Below are 22,426 nucleotides of genomic sequence, written 5' to 3' on the forward strand. Positions count from 1 at the left end.
GGAAGGACCGCGGCATGCCCGTACCGGACGACGCCGGGACCGAGACGGACGTGCTGATCGTCGGGGCCGGACCGGTCGGGCTCACCGCCCGCGCCCTCCTGGAACGCTGGGGCGTACGGACGCTGCTCGTCGAGAGGCACCGCGCGCTGTCGCCCTTCCCGCGCTCCCGGCTGGTCAACGTGCGTTCGATAGAGATCTTCCGCGGGCTCGGGACGGCCGCCGGGATCACCGACGTCGCGTTCCCGCCGGAGTACGGCCGGATCCGCTTCCGCGACACCCTGGACGGCCCGGATTTCGCGTCCGCGGCGATGGCCGGGATCGACGCGCGGGTTCCGGAGAGCCCCGTACGAGGGGTGGTCAGCTCGCAGGACCGCCTGGAGCCCCTCCTGCTCGGCGCGGCCGGCTCCCCCGTCCGGTTCGGGACGGAGCTGACCGCCCTGACCGAGGACGACGAGGGCGTCGAGGCGCTCCTCGCCGACCGCGGCGGCGGTGCCGGGACGCGCGTCCGTGCCCGTCACGTCCTCGCCGCCGACGGCGCGCACTCCACCGTCCGGCGCCTGCTGGGCATCGGCACCACGGGCCCGGGAGCCCTGGGGGACATCACCACCGTCGTCTTCGACGCCGACCTCGGCCGCTGGTGCGCCGACCGGCCCGCCGGGGTCTACTTCACCGCGCACGGCTCCTTCCTCCCGCTCTACCCGGAAGGCGGCTGGTCGTGGTTCGCCCCCACCCCCGACGACCCCGAGCACGCCGACTGGGCCGCGATCGTCGCCCGTGCCCTCGGCCCCGGCGTCCAAGCGGGGGTCGAGGTGCTGCGGGTGCAGCAGTGGGTGATGCGGGCGTTCGTCGCCGAGGAGTTCCGGCACGGCCGCGTCCTACTGGCCGGCGACGCCGCGCACGCGATGCCCATCATCGGCGGCCTGGGCATGAACACCGGCGTGGCCGACGCGCACAACCTGTGTTGGAAGCTCGCCGGGGTCATCCAAGGATGGGCCTGCCCCTCCCTGTTGGACACCTACGCGGCCGAACGCCGGCCCGTCGCCCAGCGGACCCTCCGCCAGACGGTCGCCAACACGCGGCTCCTCCAACAGGTGCAGCAGCACCGCCGAGAGCGGATCACAAGCGGCGAAACGACCCCGAAAGAGGCCGAAGTGCCCTGGTCGGAGCAGTACTTCGCACAGCTCGGCCTCGTCCTCGGCGCCGCCTACCGCTCCGCCGCCGTCCTCACCGGCCACGCCACCCATCCGAACCGCCCGATAGCGGCACGGATTACGTTCCCACGGCGGAGCCGGGCCACCGCCTGCCGCACCGCCGGCTCGCCCCCGGACGCTCCACCCTCGACACGCTCGGCGAGTGGTTCACCGTCCTCACCCCGGACCCCGCCCGCTGGGCGCCGCGGACCGCGGCCGCCGCGCCCTGGCCGCTGCGTGTCGAGCCCCTTCCGCACGAGCACCTCGGGCCGTACGGCCTCGGCCCGCACGGCGCCCTGCTCGTCCGGCCCGACGGCCACATCGGCGCCCGATGGAACGACGCGCCGCCCGACGGCGACACCCTCCGCCGCGCCCTCGCCGCGATCACCGGCATGGCACCCGGCTGACGGGCCCGGCACGGGCCGCGCCTACCGCTGCCAGGACCGCCACAGCCGCGCGTACGTCCCGTCCGCCGCCACCAGCTCGTCGTGGCTGCCCAGTTCGCTGATCCGCCCGTCCTCCGCGACCGCGATCACATCGGCGTCGTGGGCCGTGTGCAGCCGGTGGGCGATGGCCACGACCGTCCGGCCGTCCAGCACCCTGGCCAGGGAACTCTCCAGGCGCCGCGCCGCCCGCGGGTCCAGCAGGGACGTCGCCTCGTCCAGCACCAGGGTGTGCGGGTCGGCCAGGACCAGCCGCGCCAGCGCGATCTGCTGGGCCTGGGCCGGGGTGAGGGCGAGGCCGCCGGAGCCCACCTCGGTGTCCAGCCCGTTCTCCAGCGCCCGCGCCCACTCCTCGGCGTCCACCACCTTCAGCGCCGCCCACAGCTCCTCGTCGCCGGCGCCGGACCGGGCCAGCAGCAGGTTGTCGCGCAGCGAGCCGACGAAGACGTGGTGCTCCTGGTTGACCAGCGCCACATGCCGCCGCACCCGCTCCGTCGGCATCCGGGACAGCTCGGCGCCGCCCAGGGTCACGGTGCCGGAGCCGGGCGCGTAGATCCCCGCCAGCAGCCGGCCCAGCGTCGACTTGCCCGCGCCGGACGGGCCGACCAGCGCCACCCGCGTACCGGGCGGCACGTCCAGGGACACGCCGTGCAGCACGTCGTCGCCGGGGGCGTAGCCGAAGCGGACGGCGTCCGCCCGCACGGCCCGGCCCTCGGGCCGGACCGCCTCGTCGCCCTCGGCGGGCTCGATCTCGCGGACGCCCACCAGACGGGCCAGTGACACCTGGGCGGACTGGAGCTCGTCGTACCAGCGCAGCACGATGCCGACCGGCTCGGTCAGCATCTGGGCGAACAGCGCGCCGGTCGTCAACTGCCCGACCGAGATCCACCCTTGGAGGACGAAGACCCCGCCCAGGAGCAGCACCGAGCCGATCACCAGCGTGTGCGTCATGTTGACCACGGGATAGAACACCGTGCGCAGCCAGAGCGTGTAGCGCTCCCAGCGCGTCCACTCCAGGATCCGCCGGTCCGACAGCGCCACCCGGCGCTCGCCCAGCCGGTGCGCCTCGATCGTGCGCCCGGCGTCCACCGTCTCGGCCAGGGACGCGGAGACCGCGGCGTATCCCGCCGCCTCCGAGCGGTAGGCGCGCGGGGCGCGCGGGAAGTACCAGCGGCAGCCGACGATCAGCAGCGGCAGCGCCACCAGTACGGCCAGGGCCAGCGGCGGCGCCGTCACCGTCAGCGCGCCCAGCAGCAGCGCGCCCCACACGACGCCGATGGCCAGCTCGGGGACCGCCTCGCGCATGGCTTCCGCCAGCCGGTCGACGTCGGTGGTGATCCGGGACAGCAGGTCGCCGGTGCCCGCGCGTTCCAGGACGCCCGGCGGCAGCCGTACCGCGCGGACGAGGAAGTCCTCGCGCAGGTCGGCGAGCATCTCCTCGCCGAGCATCGCGCCGCGCACCCGCGTCATGCGGGTGAACAGCGTCTGCACGGCCAGGGCCACCGCGAACAGGGAGATCACCGGTCCCAGATGGACGGCCGCGCCCTCCGAGAGGTCCTCGACCAGGTCGCCGAGCAGGTACGGGCCCACCATCGAGGCCGTCACCGCGACGGCGTTGACCGCCACCAGCAGGACGAGCGCCGACCGGTGCCGCCGCGCCAGCTCCCGTACGCAGCGGCGGACGGTCGCCGGGCCGCCGACCGGCAGGGTGGTGACCGACTCCGGCGCCGCCGGGTCGTAGGAGGGTGGTGCCACACCGATCATGCCGAGTCCTCGATCCGTCCGTTCGCCGAAGCGCTTTCCGCGCGACGCCGCCCCGCCTCGGTGAGCACCGGGTCCGGGGCGCCGGCCCCTTCATCCGCGGCGCGGGTGACCGTGGCCCGGTAAGCCCGGTCGGTGCGCAGGAGTTCGTCGTGCCGTCCCACGGCCACCACCTGTCCGTCCCGCACCATCACCACGCGGTCCGCACGGTCGAGCAGCAGCGGACTGGTGGTGAACACCACCGTCGTGCGCCCCTCGCGCAGGGCGCGCACGCCCTCGCCGACCCGGGCCTCGGTGTGCGCGTCCACGGCAGACGTCGGCTCGTCCAGCACCAGCACCTCCGGGTCCGCGAGCAGCGACCGGGCGAGCGCCAGCCGCTGCCGCTGGCCGCCCGACAACGACCGGCCGCGCTCGGTGATGTAGCCGGCCATGGCGCCGGCCGATCGGTCGGCTGACGAGCGCTCCAAGGAGTCGAGGACGTCGCCGCAGCACGCCGCCGCCAGCGCGGCCTCCGGTGACACCCGCCCCGACGACGGCACGTCCAGCAGCTCCGCCAGGGTGCCGGAGAGCAGTACCGGGTCCTTGTCCTGCACCAGGACCGCCTCCCGGGCGGCGGCCTGCGGCACCTCGTCCAGCGCCACCCCGCCGAGCAGCACCGACGGCGTCCCCGCCGCGGCCTCCGGCGCGTGGCCGCCGAGCCGGTCGGCGAGCAGACCGGCGGCGTCCGGATCCCCGCACACCACCGCCGTCAACTCCCCGGCCCGGGCCCGCAGTCCCGTCACCGGGTCGCGCAGGTCACCGACGGGCACGCGCCCGGCGCCCGCGCCGGCCGGTTCCACCGTGCGCCGCAGCGCCAACAGCCGGGCCGCCCGATCGGCCGACGGCCGCGAGAACGAGTAGGCCATGGCCGCCTCCTCGAACTGCCGCAGCGGGAAGAGGAGGAACGTGACCACCCCGTAGACGGTCACCAACTCGCCGACGCCGACCTGTCCGTCGCGTACCAGCCCCACCCCGATCCACACCACCGCGATCATCAGCAGCCCCGGCAGCAACACCTGTGCCGCCGCGATCAGTGCCCACATCCGCGCGCTGCGCACGGCGGCCCCCCGCACCCCCTGCGACGCCCGGCGGTACCGGGCGAGGAACAGCTCCTCGCCACCGATGCCGCGCAGCACCCGCAGCCCCGCCACGGTGTCCGACGCCAGCTCCGCGGCGTGGCCCGCCAACTCCCGCTGCTCGTCCGCGCGACGCGTCGCCGGCGGCAGCAACGGCAGGACGGCCAGCACCAGCAGGGGCACTCCGACCGCCACCACCGTGCCGAGGACCGGCTGGTAGAACACCAGGCTCGCGCAGACGGCGAGCGTGGTGACCGCCGCGGAGAGGAACCGCGACTGGGTCTCCACGAACCAGCCGATGTGCTCCACGTCCGCCGTCGAGACCGTGACGATCTCCCCGGCGGCGACCCGCCGCGTCAGGGCGGAGCCCAACTCCGCCGCCTTCCGGGCCAGCAACTGCTGCAGCCGGGCGGCGGAGGTGATCCAGTTGGCGACGGACACCCGGTGGAGCATCGTGTCGCCGAGCGCCGTGAGCCCGCCCAGCAGCAGCATCAGGCCGCCCGCCAGCGCCAGCCGGGACCCCGACCGGTCGACCACGGCCTGCACCGCCATGCCCAGCGGCAAGGGGAACAGCGCCACGGCGGCCATGTGCAGCACCCCCCACCCCAGGGCCGCCGACTGCCCGCCCAACTGGCGGCGGCTCAGCCACAGCAGCAGGCGGGGGCCGGACCGGGTGTCCGGCACACCGGGGTCGGCATAGGGGAGATCGCGAATACGCATGACGTCCCAAGGGCGCGAAGGGGGAGGGGAGAAGGGGATCCGGAACAGCGTCGCCTTCCCGGCGCGCCGAGTTCAACCGATTTTCCGGCGCCCCGGCCTCGCCACACCACGCGAGCATCAGGCCAAAGCCCTACTGGTGCGCCGTGCGACGACGCGCTTCACTCCTGCCGCATGAGACAACTGTTGCGCGCACTGTGCGCCGGGGCCGCCGCCCTGGCGTTGGGCGCCGGCCCCGCCCTGGCCGCGGGTTCGCCGGAACCGCCCGCCGAGTTCGGCACCGACTGGCACGACCCGGTCACCGCCGCGCCCCCGGTGTCCGTACCGGACACCACCTCCTGCACCGTCACCCTCGCGGACACCGAATTCCGCGATTACACGCCCTACAAGAGCACCTATACGCCCCCCAAGGGCTGCGGAACCCGCTGGAACAAGGTCGTCCTGCGCCTCGACGGCTCCGTCGCCGGACGCCAGTACGACCGCCTCGGCTATCTGCGCGTCGGCGGCGTCGAGGTGCTGCGCACCTCCACCCCCGAGCCGTCCCCGGACGGCATAGCGTGGAAGGTCGAGAAGGACGTCACGCGGTACGCCGCCACCCTCCGCTCCCCGCAGCCCGTCGAGATGCTGATCGGCAACCTGGTCAACGAGACGTACACCGGCGTCATCAAGGTCAAGGCGACGCTGACCTTCTACACCGCCGAGGGCCGGGCGCGCCCGGCCGCCGTCCCCGACCGGGTGCTGACGCTGGACGGCGCCCACGAGGCGGGCACGGCGTACGAGGGCACGGTGATCACGCCCCGCAACAGCGAACGGATCGTCGCCGAGGTCTACGCGACCGGATCCGGCGGCGGCTGCGAGGAGTTCTGGTACCTCACGGTGCCGGACGCGGCGCCCTATTCCTGCAAGGCCGCCGACGGCCCGTACCGCGAGGTCCGGGTGGCCGTCGACGGCAGGCTCGCGGGGATCGCCGCACCTCACCCGACCATCTGGACCGGCGGCTGGTCCAACCCCTTCCTCTGGTACGTGATCCCGGCCCCGCGCGCCTTCGACGTGCGCCCGCTGGAGTACGACCTCACCCCGTTCGCCGGACTGCTGAACGACGGCCGGCCGCACCGGATCACCGTCTCCGTCGCCGGAGTCCCCGCCGGGCAGAGCGGCTGGAGTACCCCCACCAACATCCTCGTCTGGCAGGACGCCAAGGCGTCCCGCGTCACCGGCGCGCTCACCGGGCACACCGAGAGCACGCCGGAGAACTCCACGGCGTACACGCCCGGCGCGACCCACCGGTTCACCGCGGAGGGCGGCCACTCCCTGACCGTCTCCGGATACCTCGACACCTCGCACGGCAGGGTGGCGACCACCGTGCGCCGCACGGTCGCCGCCTCCTCCGCGCACCACTGGACCGGGGGCGAGGCGACGGACGGGCTGCGCGCCCGGTGGACCGACGACGAGACGGTCACCGTGCGCGGCCGCGGCCCCGCCACGACCACCCGCACCCAGCGCGCGTACACCCTGGACGGCGAGATCACCGGAGCCACCGGACCGCGCCTGCGGACGGTGCTGACGACGGGCGACCGCGCGGAGAGCGTCACCCTGCGCGGCGGGGTACGCACCGGCTGGTCGCGGCTGGACGACACGTACACCGGCGACGCCGCGTACAACCAGAACGTGCCGCGCGACCAGCGGCACGCCACCGGCGTCTCGCGCGAGCGCTACCGCCTGACCGGGCCCGGCCTCTGCCACGACCGGACGATCGCCACCGCCCAGGGCACGCTCACGGAGGACCGGAACCGCTGCTGAACGCGGGCCGGCACTACGGGTGACGGGGGAGCTGCCCCCGCATGAGCTCGCCCAGCAGGCCGCCGAGCAGATCGCGCTGCTCGGCGGTCAGCGGGGAGAGGATCTCCTCCACCGCCGCGCGCCGCGCCTCGCGCATCGCGCGCAGCGTCTCCCGGCCCTGCTCGGTGAGCTCGATCCTTATCACCCTGCGGTTGGACGGGTCGGGGACGCGGCGCACCGCGCCGTTCGCCTCCAGGGCGTCGACGAGGGTGGTGACCGCCCGGGGCACCACCTCCAGCCGCTCGGCCAGGTCGGCCATGCGCGGCGGCTCCTCGCAGTGCGCGACGGACCGCAGCAGACGGGACTGGGCGGGCGTGATGCCGACCGGGTCCAGATAGCGCTTCTGGGCGCGGTTGAGCCTTCGGGTCAGCCGCAGGAGCTGCTCGGCGAGCTGTCCGGACGTGTCGGGGACGGTCATCGGGCCACATTATCAAGAGCAAGTGCATTGTGAGCATAGGTAACAGTGAGCTATGCTCTCTTCGAGGGTGGGCGACCGCCCTCGCGGGACCGCCCTCACCGGATCGCCATGCGTCGAAGGAGCCCTTTGCGTCCCCACGAACCCGAATGGACCCCACCACCCCCCGACCCCGAACGCCCCGCCCAAGTCCGGCGCATCCTGCGCCTGTTCCGCCCCTACCGCGGCCGCCTCGTCTTCGTGGGGCTGCTCGTCGCCGCGTCCTCCCTGGTCACCGTGGCCTCGCCCTTCCTGCTGCGGGAGATCCTGGACGTCGCCATCCCGCGGGGCCGCACCGGACTGCTCACCCTGCTCGCCCTCGGCATGATCGCCGCCGCGGTCGTCACCAGCGTCTTCGGCGTGCTCCAGACCCTGGTCTCCACCACGGTGGGCCAACGGGTCATGCACGACCTGCGGACGGCCGTCTACGCCCGGCTGCAGAGCATGCCCCTCGCCTTCTTCACCCGGACCCGCACCGGAGAGGTGCAGTCCCGGATCGCCAACGACATCGGCGGCATGCAGGCCACGGTGACCTCCACCGCCACCTCACTGGTCTCCAACCTCACCAGCGTGGTCGCCTCGGTCGCCGCCATGCTGGCCCTCGACTGGCGGCTGACCGTCGTCTCGCTGCTCCTGCTGCCCGTGTTCGTCTGGATCAGCCACCGCGTCGGCCGGGAGCGCAAGAGGGTCACCTCGCAGCGGCAGAAGCAGATGGCCGCCATGGCCGCCATGGTCACCGAGTCGCTCTCCGTCAGCGGCATCCTCCTGGGCCGGACCATGGGCCGGGCCGACTCGCTCACCGCCGCCTTCTCCAAGGAGTCCGAGCGACTGGTCGACCTGGAGGTCAAGGCCAACATGGCCGGCCGCTGGCGGATGTCCACCATCGGCATCGTCATGGCCGCCATGCCCGCACTCCTCTACTGGGCGGCCGGCATATCCCTGGAAACCGGCGGCCCCGCCCTGTCGATCGGCACGCTCGTCGCCTTCGTCTCCCTCCAGCAGGGCCTGCTGCGCCCGACCGTCTCCCTGCTGTCCACGGGCGTCCAGGTGCAGACCTCGCTCGCCCTCTTCCAGCGCATCTTCGAGTACCTCGACCTCCCGGTGGAGATCACCGAACCCGAGCACCCGGTACGCCTGGAGAAGATCCGCGGAGAGGTCCGCTTCGAGGACGTCGGCTTCTCCTACGACGGGCCGGACGCCGCGCGCTCCACCCTCACCGGCATCGACCTCGTCGTCCCCGCGGGCGGCAGCCTGGCCGTCGTCGGTCCGACCGGCTCCGGCAAGAGCACCCTCGGCCATCTGGTGCCCCGGCTCTACGACGTCACCGGCGGCCGGGTGCTCATCGACGGGGTGGACGTCCGCGACCTCGACTTCGACACCCTCAGCCGCGCGGTGGGCATCGTCTCCCAGGAGACGTACCTGTTCCACGCCTCCGTCGCCGACAACCTGCGCTTCGCCAAACCGGACGCCGACGACGACGAGATCCGCGCCGCCGCCGAGGCCGCCCAGATCCACGACCACATCGCCTCCCTGCCCGACGGCTACGACACCCTCGTCGGCGAACGCGGACACCGCTTCTCCGGCGGCGAGCAACAGCGGCTGGCCATCGCCCGCACCATCCTGCGCGACCCTCCCGTCCTCATCCTGGACGAGGCCACGTCCGCCCTGGACACCCGCACCGAACAGGCCGTGCAGAAGGCCATCGACGCGCTGTCCGAAGGCCGTACCACCATCACCATCGCGCACCGCCTGTCCACCGTCCGCGACGCGGACCAGATCGTGGTCCTCGACGGCGGACGCATAGCCGAGCGGGGGACGCACCGCCAACTCCTCGCCGCCGACGGCCGGTACGCGGCGCTGATCCGCGGCGACGCCCGGCTCGCGGTGCCGGTCTGAGCGGACCGGGCCGAACGGCCGCAGACGCCGAACGGCCGCGGGCCGCGAGGCCGTTCGACAGGCCCCGCCCGCCGAGGCGGTCCCGAGGACGGCCCCGCCGCCGTCAGAGCGCGGCCAGGTCCACCGCCTCCGCCATCACCCGGTACCCCGCGTCGCCCGGGTGCTTGCGGTCGCCCGAGTCATAGGCGGGTGACAGGACTTCGGGGTCCTCGGCCGAGGCCAGGACGGCATCGAAGTCCGCCACAGCGTCGAACTCGCCCGAGCCGCGCATCCACTCGTTGACCGCCAACCGCTTCGCCTCCGCCCGGGGCGTGTGGTACTCGGAGCCCTTGAAGGGAAGGATGGTCCCACCGATCACTTTCAGGCCGCGCTCGCGAGCCCGTCGGATCAGCTCCCGGTACCCGGCGATCAGTTCCTCGGCCGACACCTCGACCGACGGCTTGTACATCGGCAGATCGACCTCGCTGAAACCGATGTCGTTGAGACCGACGTGCACGATCACCGCGCGGACCCCCGGCTTGTCGAGCACGTCCCGCTCCAGCCGCGCGGAAGGCCGCTCGCCGAACCACGGGGAGTCGTGGAGCAGCAGATTGCCGCCGATCCCCGCGTTGAGGACGGCCCACGACCGGCCCGCCGCCGCCAGCCGCTCGGCGAGGGCGTCCGGGTAGCGCCCGTTCGCCCCCACGGACGACCCGAAGCCGTCCGTGATCGAGTCGCCCAGGGCCACGACCGCCCCCTCCGCGGCGCCCTCCCCGGACAGCTCGACGTCGGACAGCAGGTACCAGGAGTGCGTGACCTCGTCGAAGTCCGCACCGGAAGCGTCCTCCGTCCGGTTGCCCGCAGCGCGGTAGCTGTCGGCCCACGCCTGCGAGTGGAAGGTCACGGGACCCGTCGGACCGTCGAAGTACAGCGTCAGGGCCAGGGAGTCGAACACCGCCACCCGCAGCTCCACGGGATCGCTCACCACCTCGCCGCCCGCCGGTATCCGCACCGACGGCGCGCCGCCGAAGGTGAGCGCCCGCCGCGACTCCGGCCGGACCGCGGCCCCGCCCGCGCTCAGAGCCAGGGCGGCGCCGTCGACGGTCAGTGGCCCGGTGCCGTAGCGGTGGGACAGCCGGATCCGGACCGACGTACCACCGCCCGTCACCCGGACGACCTGGCGCACGGACTGCCGGGTGAACCCCGACTCGGACCAGTTCTCCCCGAAGCCGGCGCTCGGCCGCTGCACCGCGGCCGACCACCCGGCAGCCCACGCCGTCCGCGTCTCCCCGCCGGCGGAAGCCGTTCCCGTGTGCTCCGCTTCCCGAACCGTCATGGCCTTGCTCCTCGTTCGCGTGATCTCCGCTGACGAGGAAGAGCCTGCCGGTCCGGCGGCGGGCCACCCAGACCCCGCCGCTTCGTACGCGGGCCGTGCGTACCACCGCCAGGGTCACCCTCGCGGCGGCTCCCCGGGAATACCGTGGTCCCCTGCGACCAGCACGACGTCCAGCACGCGCGGCCCGTGGACGCCCTCCACCCGGTCCAGCTCGATGTCGCTCGTCGCCGACGGGCCCGAGATCCACGTCAACGGCCGTACCGGGTCGAGACGTTCGAGGGCCTGCGGGACGGAGTCCACGAGCTGGTCCGCCGTCCGCACCACGCACACGTGGTGGTCGGGGACCAGCGTGACGCGCCGCCGCCCCTGCCCTGGGCCCCCGTCGAGAACGACCGTCCCGGTCTCCGCGATCGCCAGCGCGCACCCCGTGACCACGCTGTCCACGGCGTCCAGCGCACGGACCGTCAGCTCGGGGGAGTCGACGACCACCTCCACGTCCGCCCCGGCCAGCCAGTCCTCCGGCAGCCCGGCGGGAACGACCACCCGACGGGCGCCCCGGCGGGCCAGCACCTCCCGGAGCAGGGCCGGCAGCCCGTCCGCGCCGGTGCGGTGCACCGTGGCGCGGTAGTCGGTCAGATGCGCGGCCAGCAGCGCCGCCGCCTCGGCGGGCGTCCGTCGCCCGTGGACGCGCAGGTAGTCGCGGGGGACGGGGTGGTCACGCGGCCGCTCGTACGCCGGGACGTCGGCGAGGGCGCGCCGTACGCGCCCGAGGATCCGCGCCCGGCTCGCGTCGCCGTTCATCGGCCGCCTCCGTTCGGGGACTCCTGTGCTCGCGTCCGCGCCCACCAGTCGCGGAACGACTCCTCGGGAATCTCGGGCAGGTCCCGGCCGTCCGTCCACGCCCGGCCCGGGCCAGGGAGCCGCCGTGGCGCGTACCGGGCCGCCCGGCCCACCAGCCGCCGGCCGCGGCGGAGCAGTTCCGGCCGGTCCAGGGCCCAGGCCGCGCCCGCCACCACCTGCCGTTCCAGGGCTCGCCGCCGGGCCGGACGCACCACGGCCCGCGTGCCCCGGACGGTCGCCTCGCCGCCCTCGGCCACCCGTTCCCGCAGGTGGACCAGGACCTCGGGGATGTCGATGGCCACCGGGCACACCTCGTAGCAGGCCCCGCACAGCGAGGACGCGAAGGGCAGCGACTCCTCCAGCGGGGCGGCGGTGCCGCGCAGTTGCGGGGCGAGGATCGCCCCGATGGGGCCGGAGTAGGGGGAGCCGTACGCGTGCCCGCCGGCCCGTTCGTACACCGGGCAGACGTTGAGACACGCCGAGCAGCGGATGCACCGCAGCGCCTGGCGGCCGACGGTGTCGGCGAGCGTGTCGGTCCGGCCGTTGTCGAGCAGCACCAGGTGGAAGGCGCGCGGTCCGTCGCCGTCCGTGGTGCCCGTCCACATCGAGGTGTAGGGATTCATCCGCTCGGCGGTGGAGGAGCGGGGGAGCAGCTGGAGGTAGATCTCCAGATCCCGCCAGGTGGGCACCACCTTCTCCAGGCCCACGACGGAGATCAGCGTCTCCGGCAGCGTCAGGCACATCCGTCCGTTGCCCTCGGACTCGACGACCACCATCGTCCCGGTCTCCGCGACCATGAAGTTGGCGCCGCTCACGGCCACCTTGGCGCGCAGGAACTTCTCCCGCAGGTGCAGCCGGGCCGCCTCGGCGAGGTCGGCCGGGCGGTCCGTCAGCCCCTCGGGCGCCGGCCGCCCCCAGTCGCCCATCCGCTCGCGGAAGATCTCCCGGATCTCGTCCCGGTTCCGGTGGATGGCCGGGACGAGGAGGTGGGACGGCAGGTCGTCCCCCAACTGCACGATGAGTTCCGCGAGATCGGTCTCGTACGCCCGGATGCCGGCCGTCGCGAGGGCCTCGTTGAGGCCGATCTCCTGCGTGACCATGGATTTGACCTTGACGACCTCCCGTTCGCCGGTGGCCCGTACGAGCTCGGTGACGATCCGGTTGGCCTCCGCCGCGTCGGCCGCCCAGTGCACCGTCCCGCCCGCCGCGGTGACGCGCTCCTCCAGGCGGACGAGGTAGTGGTCGAGGTGGCGGAGGGTGCGGTCCTTGACGGCCGCGGCGGCGGCGCGCAACTGCCGCCAGTCGTCGAGCTCGGCCACGGCCGCCGCCCGCCGGGCCCGGATGGTGCCGGTGGCGTGCTTCAGGTTGGCGCGCAGCCGCGCGTCACGTGTGGAGACGGCGGCGGCGCGGGGGAAGGAGGGCATGCCGAGGGGGACCGGTCGGCTCATGAGGCGGCTCCCTCCGGCCCGATGGCCGTCCCTGGCCCGGTGTCTTCCCCCGGTCCGGTGGCTTTCCCCGGACCGGTGGCTTTCCCCAGCCCGGGCGCGGTCCTCGGCCCGGGGGCGGTCCCCGGCCCGGACGCCGTCCCCGAGCCGGCCACCGCCCCTGGCCCGACCGCCGCCTCCGGCTCCGTCGACGCCAGGATCTCCGCGATGTGCACCGGCCGTACCGCCGCTCCCCGCCGGGTGAGGATGCCGCCGATGTGCGCCAGGCACGAGTTGTCCGCCGCGCAGAGGGCCCGTGCGCCCGTCGCGACGACGGCGCGGGCCTTGTCGGTGCCCATCGCGACCGAGACGGCGGCGTTCTTGACCGCGAACGTCCCACCGAAGCCGCAGCACTCCTCCGCGCCCGCCAACTCCCGCAGTTCCAGCCCCTTCACCCGTTCCAGCAGCCGCCGCGGCCGGTCGCCCAGGCCGAGCGCGCGCAGCCCGTGGCAGGTGGGGTGGTAGGTGACGGTGTGGGGATAGTAGGCGCCGACGTCCGTCACGCCGAGGACGTCCACCAGGTACTCCGTCAGTTCGTAGGTACGGGGCACGACCTCGGTCACCGCCGCCGCCAGCCCGTCGTCGCGGCCCTCGGCCGCCGCCCGGGCCGCGATCCGCGGGTACTGCTCCCGGACCATGGCCGCGCAGGAGGCGGACGGCGTGACGATGTGGTCGTACCCGCGGAAGGCGGCGGCGTAGCGGCGGACCAGCGGTACCGTCGGCCGCCGGTAGCCGGTGTTGTAGAACGGCTGGCCGCAGCAGCTCTGTGCCATCGGGAAGTCGACGCGGACTCCCAGCCGTTCCAGCAGGGTGACCACCGCCCGGCCGGTGTCCGGATACACCATGTCGTTGACGCAGGTCAGGAAGAGGCCGACCACCGGCACCCCCGGGTCTCCGGGAGGCCCCGGCGCACGGCGGGGAGCGTGGGAGCCATGAGAACCACGAGAACCACGGGAGCGTCGCAGCATGAGACGCATGCTACGGACCGGACCGCGAAACGGGCACGGCCCGTGGCCTTGACGGCCTTTACGCTCCGGCGCGCGAGGCGCCGGCAATGGATTCCCCCGCCTCACCCCACCGGGGCGACCACCCGCGCGGACACCGCGTCCGCCCCGGTAAGCAGCTCCCGTATCTCCCGCACCGCGCTCCGGCCCGCCCGGTTGGCACCGATGGTGCTCGCCGACGGTCCGTACCCGACGAGGTGGATCCGCGGATCGCGGACCACCCGCGTGCCGTCGAGGCGGATGCCGCCACCGGGCTCCCGCAGCCGCAGCGGCGCCAGGTGGTCGAGCGCGGCCCGGAACCCGGTGGCCCACAGGATGACGTCGGCGGAAACGGTCCTGCCGTCCGCCCAGGCGACGCCGTCGGGTGTGACGCGGTCGAACATCGGCAGCCGGTCGAGGACGCCCGCCGCCCGCGCCCGTTCCATGGCGGCCGTCATCGGCAGCCCGGTGACCGACACCACGCTGCGCGGCGGCAGCCCCCGGCGGACGCGGTCCTCCACCAGCGCCACGGCGTCCCGGCCGCGCCTCTCGTCGAACGGCCCCTCCCTGAACAGCGGCGGGCGCCGCGTGACCCACGTCGTGGCGGACGCCGCCTCGGCGATCTCCAGCAGGTGCTGGACGGCCGACGTGCCGCCCCCGACGACCACCACCCGCAGGCCCGCGAACGCCTCGGGGCCCGGATAGCGGGCGGTGTGCAACTGGCGGCCCCGGAACAGCTCCTGCCCGGGATAGCGCGGCAGGAACGGCCGGTCCCAGGTGCCGGTGGCGTTGACCAGCGCCCGCGCCGACCACACCCGCTCCGACGTCCCGACACCCTCCGACGTCTCGCCCCCCTCCGACGTCTCGCCCCCCTCCGACGTCCCGACCCCCTCCGACGTCTCGCCCCCCTCGGGCGTCCCGGCCCTCTCCGACGTCTCGACGAGCAACCGCCCCGCACCGTCGTCGCGCACGGCGCGCACGGAGACGGGCCGCCGCACCCGCAGGCCGAACTCCGCCTCGTACGCCGCGAAGTAGCCGCCGATCACCTCGGACGACGGCCGGGCCTCGTCCGCGTCCGTCAGCGGCATCCCGGGCAGCGCGTGCATCCCGTGGACCTTGCCGTACGTCAGCGTCGGCCACCGGTACTGCCAGGCGCCCCCGGGCCGCGGCGCGTGGTCCAGTACGACGAAGTCCCGGTCCGGCTCGTAGCCGGCGCGGCGCAGGTGGTAGGCGGCGGACAGGCCCGCCTGCCCGGCGCCCACGACCACGACGTCCACCGCCCGCACCACCGCTATGTCGTTCATGTTTCTACTAACGGCACGCCCGGTGGATCTCTTCCCCCGGGGCGTCAGCACCGGGAGGCCAGCGCGGCCAGGTAGTCGTCCAGCAGCTCGGTCTGGCGCTCGGGTGGGAACGCCGTCGCATCGAACAGGGCCTGCACCACCAGGCCGAGCGCGAAGCCTTGGGCGCCGGCCGCGATCCGGTCGGGATCCCCGGGAGGCAGCTCGCCCAGTTCCTGGGCCGCGGCGACCAGCTCGCTCAGCCTGGCGCGTCCGCGCGCGTACCGCTCGGCGTGGCCGGCGCTCAGCTCGGGGTCGGCGAGCGCGGTGTCCCACGAGGACACCCAGACGCGGTTGCCGGCCGTGGCGGCCGGGGTGAGCGGCAGGATGTCGAGCAGCGCGGCCCGCACGGCGGGCAGGCCGCGCGGTGCGACGCGCCGCGGCCGGGCGGCGCTCCGCCGGTCGAGCAGGTCGAGGGCGTACGCCAGCAGATCCCGCTTGGCGGGGAAGTAGTGGGTGAGCAGGCCGGTGGTCGCGCCCAGTTCAGCGGCGACCGCGCGCAGGGTCAGCCCGTCGAAGCCGTGCGCGGCCAGCACCCGCCAGACCGCTTCGGAGACCTCGCGGCGCCGGGCTTCATGATCACCCTTGGTTCGTGGCATGCTGCCACCGTACATAGCCATAACGCTTGTTGTGTGAATGGGGTCATCATGTTCTCCCTCCCGCTGCGGAACGACGCCGTCCTGCGCCCGCTGGAGATCTGGCACGCCGAGGAGTTCGCCGCCCACCTGGACCGGGCCCGCGAGCACATCAGGCCGTGGGTCGGGCCGGCGTTCGTCACCGACGACCTCGACGGCGCGCGCGCCACCCTGCGCCGCTACGCCGAGCGCCGGGCCGGGGACCAGGCCGGCCTCTTCGGCATCTGGCGGGACGGCACCCTGGTCGGCGGGGTGATGTTCGTCGACTTCAACACCGCTCTGGGCTCCTGCGAGATCGGCTGCTGGCTGGAGCCGGCGGGTGAGGGGCACGGCCTGATCACGGCGGCCTGCTCCATCCTGCTCGACTGGGCCCTCACCACCCGCGGTCTGCACCGCGCCGAGTGGCGCTGCCGCGCCGACAACGCCCGCAGCTCGGCGGTGGCCGAGCGGCTCGGCATGACCCTGGAGGGCGTCCAGCGCGAGTACTGGCCCTACGGCGGCGCGCGCTACGACAAGCAGTACTGGGCGATCCTCGCGCCCGAATGGCAGGCCCGCCGCGCCTGATCCCGGGGTCCCGGGGCACGGCCTACGACGGCGCCTCGGTTTGCCGATCTCCGGCCGCTGCGGGTAAGGGGTGGTGCATGACCAACACCTTCACCACCCGCACGGTGGACATCACGACCGGCTCGACCGAGACCGTGTACGACCTCACCGACCACTGCGCCCACTTCTTGCGGGAGGTGGCGGCAGGCCGGGACGGACTGCTCAACGTCTTCACGCCGCACGCCACCGCCGGCCTCGCGGTGATCGAGACGGGTGCGGGCAGCGACGACGACCTGCTGGCCGCGCTCCGCGACCTGCTGCCCAAGGACGACCGCTGGCGGCACCGGCACGGCAGCCCGGGCCACGGCCGCGACCACGTGCTGCCCGCCTTCGTCCCGCCGCACGCCACGCTGCCGGTGGTGGGCGGGGAACTGGAGCTGGGGACGTGGCAGAGCGTCGTCCTCGTCGACACGAATGTCGACAACCCGCACCGCAAGGTGCGGCTCTCGTTCCTCGGCTGAGCCGAAAGGACCGGCGAACCGAGCGCCGGGCCCCCGGCCGGGACGGCTCGCGGTGGCGGTCCGTCGTGGACCGCCGTACGCGAACCGGCCGGCCGGGGGCGGTGGCTCAGTCCTGCTGGGCCAGGCTGGGCAGCTGACGCAGCTTCACCTTCGAGGTCGTGTCGAACGACCAGTCCAGCATCTTCACGGCGTCGGGGTAGCGCTTGGTCGGGTCGTTGAGGATCACGCCCACGACCGTCCGCTTGCCGCGCTGCGCGGCGAACACCAGGCACGGACCGGCGGCCGTGCCGGTGCCGGTCTTGATGCCGACGGCGCCCTTGTAGGACCCCAGCAGCTTGTTGGTGTTGTACCAGGTGTACGTGCGGTTGACGTTCGTCGCCTTCTGGCGGGTGCTGGCCGCCTTGACGACCGTGGTGAACGTGCTGTTGCCCATCGCGTGCCGGGCGAGCTTGGCGATGTCGCGCGGGGTGGAGTGGTTCGTCCCCGCCTGCGATATGCCGTCGAAGGAGTCGTACTTGGTGTTCTTCATGCCGAGCGCCGCGGCCTTCTTGTTCATCTGGGCGACGAACGACTTGGTGCGCGCGGCCTCGGTCTTGCCGGTGCCGAAGTTGTCGGCGAGCGCGTACGCCGCGTCGCACCCGGAGGGCAGCATCAGGCCGTAGAGGAGCTGTCGGACCGTCAGCTTGTCACCGACGCGCAGGTCGGCGGTGCTCGCGCCGTTCTTCGCGACGTAGTCGCGGTACGACTTCTTTATGGTGATCTGCTTGTTCAGGTTGACGCCCCGGGTGTCCAGGACCACCGCGGCCGTCATGATCTTGGTGGTGCTGGCCATCTGGCGCGGGGTGTCGGCGTCCTTCGCCCACAGCTGCTTGTTGGGGCCGCTGTCGAGAAGGAACGCGCCCTTGGCGGCGATGCCCGCCGGGCCGGTCGCCGCCTCGGCCGTGGCCGCGGGCACGGCGACCGCGAACGCGGCGGTCGACGCGGTGACCGCGGCTCCCCACCGGCGGGCCCGTCTTCCCCCAGTCTGCTGCATATTACGTCTCATTCCTCACGAGTTGTCCCGGATATCTCATGGCCGGGTGGAACCACCAGATCCTCCCACCCTCCCACGGCCCGTACGAAACCCGGGCGGCATATGCGCGGCGGCCGACGGCGGGGACGGGACGCGGTGCCCGCGGCGGGACATGAGGGACGGTCAGGCGGCCGGAGGCGGTACGACCCTCAGACGCCCGCGTCGGCCGCCGGGGCGGTGGAACGGCCTCGGGAACGGCCCTTGTCCTTCCGCCGGACGTCCTGCTCCACCGCGCGCAGCAGCCCCGTCATCCGGTAGGGGACGCGCTCCCGCAGCGCCATCTCGGTGCGGGTGCGCACCACTCCCGGGAACTGCACCAGCCGCTGGATGACGTCCTCCAGGTGAGCGGCGTCGCGGGCGACGACCCGCGCCATCAGGTCGCCGCCGCCGGTGATGGAGAACGCCTCTATGATCTCCGGCACTTCCGCCAGCGCGTCCGCCACCGGATCCAGGTGGCCCTGGGTGACCTCGATGTGCACGAAGGCCAGGACGGGGTGGCCGAGCGCGGCGGGGGAGAGCCGGGGGCCGGTCCCGGTGATCACACCGTCCCGTTCCAGCCGGTCGAGACGGGCCTGGAGGGTGCCGCGCGCGATGCCCAGCAGGCGCGCGTACTCCCGCGCACTGGTCCGCGGCTGCTCCAGCAGGAGGCGCAGGATCCTGGTGTCCAGGGCGTCTACAGCCATCGGCTGACGCTCCCTCGTTCTCGGGGGCCGGGCCGTCACTGTACCAATGGCCCAGTCCGCGACCGATGGCTGGGCGCGGACCGGTACGCGGAGTGGTCAGTCGGTCCGGTGGGACGTGCTGGGGGCGTCTGCGCGGCGGATTGCACGCGGCGGGAGGCAGCGGGTGGCCAAGCGGTACACGGCGGAAGGTGGCGGGCGGTGCGCGACCGGCATGGGGCACGCGGTCAGGCGGTACGCGGCGGCGGTAGGCGATCGGGTCGCGGCGCGCGTCAGGCGGCGGTGGTACACGGCGGGTGGTACGCGGCCGGGACGCGGCGGCATCCGCGGACGCCGCGTCCGCCAGGGCCGGCGGGTTGCCGGCCGCCGGCCGACCGACGCCCGCGTCATTCGACTGCCGGGCGTCGGCGGATCGCAGGGGCCGGCGGACCGTCGGGCGTCCGGGGTCGCCGGGGCCGGCGGACTGCCCGGTGTCAGGGAGCGTCGGGCGTCCGGGGATCGCCGGGATCGGCGGATCGTCGGGCATCAGGGGGATCGCCGGGGCCGGTGGTCCGCCGGGCGCCGGGCGTCGGCGGACCGCCGAGGCGGCCGGCCGTCGGGCTCAGCCCTCCGGCAGGGGTGAGCGCGGGCTGCTCAGGACCGGGCCGGCGAGGCCGGCGACCGCCCGTTCCAGGTCGTGCAGGTGCGCGAGGGCCCGTTCCGCGCCCGGGTGGTGCTGCGGGGCCGCGAGGCCCAGGCCGGTGGCCGACGCGGGCGCCTCCGCCGCGGGCAGCAGGGCGCGCAGGGCCGTCTCGACGCGCTGGCAGGCGGCGGTCAGCCGGGCGTCGTGCGAGGCGTCCGGGTCGGCGGCCACCTCGGCCAGGCCACGGGCCTGCCGTACGCAGTCGTCCAGGTGCGCCGTCACCTGCCGGGCGCGCTCCTTGCGTGCCCGCAGCGGGCTGAGCGGGTGCAGCAGCGGGGCGAGCGAGACCCGCACCCGGGCGAGGAGGAGTTCCAGCTCGGCGACGTACGGCGCCGGGTCGGCGGACGCCTCCCCGGCCAGCCGCCGCGCCGACTCGGCGGTGCAGTGCCGGACGGCCAGCATCGCGCGGCGTATCCAGGCGTCGGTGGCGGCGTGCGTCGTGACGGGCAGCACCAGCGCGACCGCGAGCGCCGAGGCCGCCGCGCCCACCAGCGTCTGCTCGAAGCGCAGGAGCAGCAGCCCCGGGTGGAGCACGCCCAGCAGCCCGTACAGCAGGGACGCCATGACGGTCACGAAGAACATCATCCAGCTGTAGGAAGGAGCGGCCGTGTAGAAGATGCCGAAGACGCAGAGCGCGACGAGGGCGGCGGTCGGCGCGGGCGCGCCGTGCAGCGGCACCGCGACGACCAGGCCGGCGGCGATGCCCGCCACCGTGCCCACCACCCGCCGGAAGCCCCGGACCAGGGTCTCCCCGCGCGAGGCGGTGTTCACGAAGATCCACCACGCGGTGCCGACGGCCCAGTACCAGCGCTGGTCCGAGACCAGGTGGCCGACGCCCAGGGCCAGGGCGCACGCGAAGGTGTTCTGGAACGCCTGCCGGGTGGTCGGACGCTCCAGGCCGCGGGCCGCGAAGGGCGCGGGGGCGAGGACCTGCGGCAGCCGCCGCTCCCAGCACCAGAGCCCGAAGCGGACCAGGGACGACGCGGCGAGGGCGAGCGCCATGGCCGCGTACAGCTCCGCCAGCCCCTCCGGCACGGCGTGCAGGAACTGCGCCATGAAGAACATCATGAAACCGAAGATGCCCAGGGCCTGGCCCCGGGGGCCCCAGCGCCGCGCGTACACCCCGGCGAAGACGACGCCGAGGAACGCCGCGTCCCGCGCCAGGGGAAGGCCGTGCAGCGCCGTCGCCAGCGCGAGCACCGGGACGCCCACGACGGGCAGCCACGCCGTCGTGACCGCCTGGTCGCGGACCCGGGCGTCGGTGACGGTGAAGAGGGCCAGCAGCGCGGTGAGGCCACCGGCGATCGTGGCGCCGATCGAACCGGTCGCCAGGTGCGAGACCGCCACCGCGAGCCCCACGCCCAGGACCGCCCGGGCCGCGTTCCGCAGCCGGACGCGCCCCGGATCCGGAGCCGCGAACATCTTCTTCAGCTTCACCGACCCTCTTTCCGATCGCGCGCACAAAAGAGGCGCCGCGGGTTCCCGCAGCGCCATTGACTGGTTCATCAAAACATCCGGAGGCCAGATGGCTCAAGAGAAGCCCGAAAAGATGAGCCAACGGCCCGGTTTTACCGCACGGTAACCCATGGTGAGCAGGGCCAACGGATCAGCGTGAGGCCGTCTCGCCCGGGGTGCGCGCCGGGCGTTGTCAGTGGCGGGCTGTAGCGTCTGGACCATCGACGTGATGTCGGCGTGATGGCCGATGTCGGCCTGATGACATATGTCGGATGGGGACGTGATGGGGAGGAGAACGCGATGACGACCAGCGGACGGCGTGAACGGCGCGCCTACATCGGCTCGTTCACCCGGGCGGGAGGCCCGGGGATCACCGTGGCGCACGTGGACGGCGAGACGGGCGCGCTGACCCCCGTCCACTCCACCGCCGTCGCGGCGGACCCCTCGTTCCTGGCCCTCTCGGACGACGGGAACACGCTGTACGCGGTGGGGGAGACGGAGCCGGGCACGGCCACGGCGTTCTCGCTCGCCGACCCGGACCGGCCGGAACCGCTCGGCCCGGCCGTGCCCGTCGAGGGGGACGCGCCCACCCACCTCGCCCTCGCCGGGTCCTGGCTGTTCACCGCCAACTACCGCTCCGGGAGCGTCAGCGCCCTGCCCGTCGCCGGTGACGGCGGCCTCGGCAAGTCCCCGGTGGTGCTGCGCCACCAGGGCGGCGGTCCGGTGAGCACGCGGCAGGCGGGCCCGCACGCCCACGCCGTGGCGCCCGACCCCACGGGCCGCTGGCTGCTCGCCGCGGACCTCGGCACCGATTCCGTGTACGTCTCGGCGCTCGACCCGGAGACGGGCGAACCGACGCCCCACGGCGAGACGCGCCTCCGGCCCGGCAGCGGCCCCCGGATGATCGTCTTCCACCCGGACGGCCAGCGGGCGTACGTCCTCAACGAACTCGACGCCACGGTGACCGTCTGCCGCTGGGACGCCGGCCCGGGCGTGCTGGAGCCGCTGGAGACGGCGACCGTCGTGACCGCCGGAGCGGTCGACCCTACCTACCCCTCGACGCCCGTGCTCTCCCCGGACGGCCGGTTCCTGTGGGCGGCCAACCGTGGCGACGACACCCTCGCCACCCTCGCCCTCGACCCCTCCGGGGACGCGCCCCGGCTGCGCTCCACCGTGAGCTGCGGCGGGCACTGGCCGCGCCACCTCGCCGCGCATCCGGACGGGGGGCTGCTGTACGCGGCGAACGAGCGGTCGGGCGATGTCACGTGGTTCACGGTCGATCCCGATACGGGCATACCCGTCCGGGCCGGGTCGGTCGCGGCCCCGGCCGCCTCGTGCGTGGTCTTCCGCTGAGCCCGGCCGGCGTACTCCGGGGGTCCCGCACGCGCGGGCTGGACCCCCGGGGATGAAACGCGGGAAGGGCCTCATCAAGAGGCCCTTCCCGGCGGTCACGCGGTCGTG

16 protein-coding genes and 2 pseudogenes are annotated in these 22,426 nt (G+C 74.1%); 6 read left to right on the forward strand and 12 right to left on the reverse strand.

Annotated features, from left to right (window positions below; genetic code table 11):
- Positions 1-14: 14 nt before the first annotated feature.
- A pseudogene (locus J7W19_RS33260) lies at positions 15-1,001 on the forward strand (FAD-dependent monooxygenase); the annotation flags it as partial.
- Positions 1,002-1,618: 617 nt separating this feature from the next.
- On the opposite strand, the gene J7W19_RS29825 reads toward J7W19_RS33260, so the two are convergent.
- Entirely contained in the window at positions 1,619-3,397 is a 1,779-nt protein-coding gene (locus tag J7W19_RS29825; RefSeq protein ID WP_004940185.1) for an ABC transporter ATP-binding protein, read from the reverse strand.
- Positions 3,394-5,229 carry an ABC transporter transmembrane domain-containing protein gene (locus J7W19_RS29830; protein WP_040888020.1) on the reverse strand — a complete coding sequence of 612 codons (1,836 nt, stop codon included), beginning with the start codon at positions 5,227-5,229 and terminating at the stop codon, positions 3,394-3,396. Before J7W19_RS29830 ends, J7W19_RS29825 begins: the two co-directional genes overlap by 4 nt.
- A 171-nt stretch (positions 5,230-5,400) precedes the next feature.
- Between J7W19_RS29830 and J7W19_RS29835 the strand changes: the two genes are divergently transcribed.
- Complete coding sequence (locus tag J7W19_RS29835; RefSeq protein WP_040888017.1) at positions 5,401-7,026, forward strand: peptide-N4-asparagine amidase; 1,626 nt, start codon at positions 5,401-5,403, stop codon at positions 7,024-7,026.
- A gap of 13 nt (positions 7,027-7,039) precedes the next feature.
- Here J7W19_RS29835 and J7W19_RS29840 read toward each other — a convergent pair whose 3' ends face one another.
- On the reverse strand, positions 7,040-7,483 hold the full coding sequence (locus J7W19_RS29840; RefSeq protein WP_004940180.1) for a MarR family transcriptional regulator: 444 nt from the start codon (positions 7,481-7,483) through the stop codon (positions 7,040-7,042).
- A gap of 126 nt (positions 7,484-7,609) precedes the next feature.
- On the opposite strand from J7W19_RS29840, the gene J7W19_RS29845 reads away from it, so the two are divergent.
- Positions 7,610-9,415, forward strand: a complete 1,806-nt coding sequence (locus J7W19_RS29845) for an ABC transporter ATP-binding protein (protein WP_004940178.1) — start codon at positions 7,610-7,612, stop codon at positions 9,413-9,415.
- A gap of 103 nt (positions 9,416-9,518) precedes the next feature.
- Here the strand turns inward: J7W19_RS29845 and J7W19_RS29850 are convergent, their stop codons facing one another.
- From J7W19_RS29850 to J7W19_RS29875, 6 genes and pseudogenes are all read right to left on the reverse strand, one after another.
- Positions 9,519-10,730, reverse strand: coding sequence for an SGNH/GDSL hydrolase family protein (locus J7W19_RS29850; RefSeq protein WP_004940175.1), 1,212 nt, complete (start codon positions 10,728-10,730; stop codon positions 9,519-9,521).
- A gap of 114 nt (positions 10,731-10,844) precedes the next feature.
- Positions 10,845-11,531 carry a LutC/YkgG family protein gene (locus J7W19_RS29855; protein WP_004940172.1) on the reverse strand — a complete coding sequence of 229 codons (687 nt, stop codon included), beginning with the start codon at positions 11,529-11,531 and terminating at the stop codon, positions 10,845-10,847.
- Entirely contained in the window at positions 11,528-13,018 is a 1,491-nt protein-coding gene (locus tag J7W19_RS29860; RefSeq protein ID WP_004940171.1) for a lactate utilization protein B, read from the reverse strand. Before J7W19_RS29860 ends, J7W19_RS29855 begins: the two co-directional genes overlap by 4 nt.
- 179 nt (positions 13,019-13,197) lie before the next feature.
- Positions 13,198-13,932, reverse strand: a pseudogene (locus J7W19_RS29865) ((Fe-S)-binding protein); the annotation flags it as partial.
- 191 nt (positions 13,933-14,123) lie between these two features.
- Positions 14,124-15,341, reverse strand: a complete 1,218-nt coding sequence (locus J7W19_RS29870) for an NAD(P)-binding domain-containing protein (protein ID WP_040888013.1) — start codon at positions 15,339-15,341, stop codon at positions 14,124-14,126.
- A gap of 44 nt (positions 15,342-15,385) precedes the next feature.
- A complete protein-coding gene (locus J7W19_RS29875; protein WP_106429519.1) occupies positions 15,386-15,976 on the reverse strand; it encodes a TetR/AcrR family transcriptional regulator in 591 nt (196 codons plus the stop codon).
- A 48-nt stretch (positions 15,977-16,024) separates the two neighbouring features.
- Between J7W19_RS29875 and J7W19_RS29880 the strand changes: the two genes are divergently transcribed.
- Both J7W19_RS29880 and J7W19_RS29885 read left to right on the forward strand, forming a co-directional pair.
- Positions 16,025-16,576: a GNAT family N-acetyltransferase gene (locus tag J7W19_RS29880; RefSeq protein WP_004940163.1), complete on the forward strand. Its 552-nt coding sequence runs from the start codon at positions 16,025-16,027 to the stop codon at positions 16,574-16,576.
- A gap of 77 nt (positions 16,577-16,653) precedes the next feature.
- The gene (locus J7W19_RS29885) at positions 16,654-17,076 is read left to right on the forward strand and encodes a YjbQ family protein (protein WP_004940161.1); all 423 of its coding nucleotides are present in this window, start codon (positions 16,654-16,656) and stop codon (positions 17,074-17,076) included.
- A gap of 106 nt (positions 17,077-17,182) precedes the next feature.
- On the opposite strand, the gene J7W19_RS29890 is transcribed toward J7W19_RS29885, so the two are convergent.
- The 3 genes from J7W19_RS29890 to J7W19_RS29900 all read right to left on the reverse strand — a co-directional run bounded on the left by J7W19_RS29890 (position 17,183) and on the right by J7W19_RS29900 (position 20,932).
- Positions 17,183-18,109: a D-alanyl-D-alanine carboxypeptidase family protein gene (locus tag J7W19_RS29890; RefSeq protein WP_004940158.1), complete on the reverse strand. Its 927-nt coding sequence runs from the start codon at positions 18,107-18,109 to the stop codon at positions 17,183-17,185.
- A gap of 188 nt (positions 18,110-18,297) precedes the next feature.
- On the reverse strand, positions 18,298-18,831 hold the full coding sequence (locus tag J7W19_RS29895) for an Lrp/AsnC family transcriptional regulator (RefSeq protein ID WP_004940157.1): 534 nt from the start codon (positions 18,829-18,831) through the stop codon (positions 18,298-18,300).
- 598 nt (positions 18,832-19,429) lie between these two features.
- Entirely contained in the window at positions 19,430-20,932 is a 1,503-nt protein-coding gene (locus tag J7W19_RS29900) for an FUSC family protein (RefSeq protein ID WP_040888062.1), read from the reverse strand.
- Positions 20,933-21,265: 333 nt separating this feature from the next.
- Here J7W19_RS29900 and J7W19_RS29905 point away from each other — a divergent pair, with 333 nt between their 5' ends.
- Positions 21,266-22,318, forward strand: a complete 1,053-nt coding sequence (locus J7W19_RS29905; protein WP_004940154.1) for a lactonase family protein — start codon at positions 21,266-21,268, stop codon at positions 22,316-22,318.
- Positions 22,319-22,426 lie beyond the last annotated feature (108 nt).

It is taken from the genome of Streptomyces mobaraensis NBRC 13819 = DSM 40847, from assembly GCF_017916255.1.
Taxonomy (GTDB): Bacteria; Actinomycetota; Actinomycetes; order Streptomycetales; family Streptomycetaceae; genus Streptomyces; species Streptomyces mobaraensis.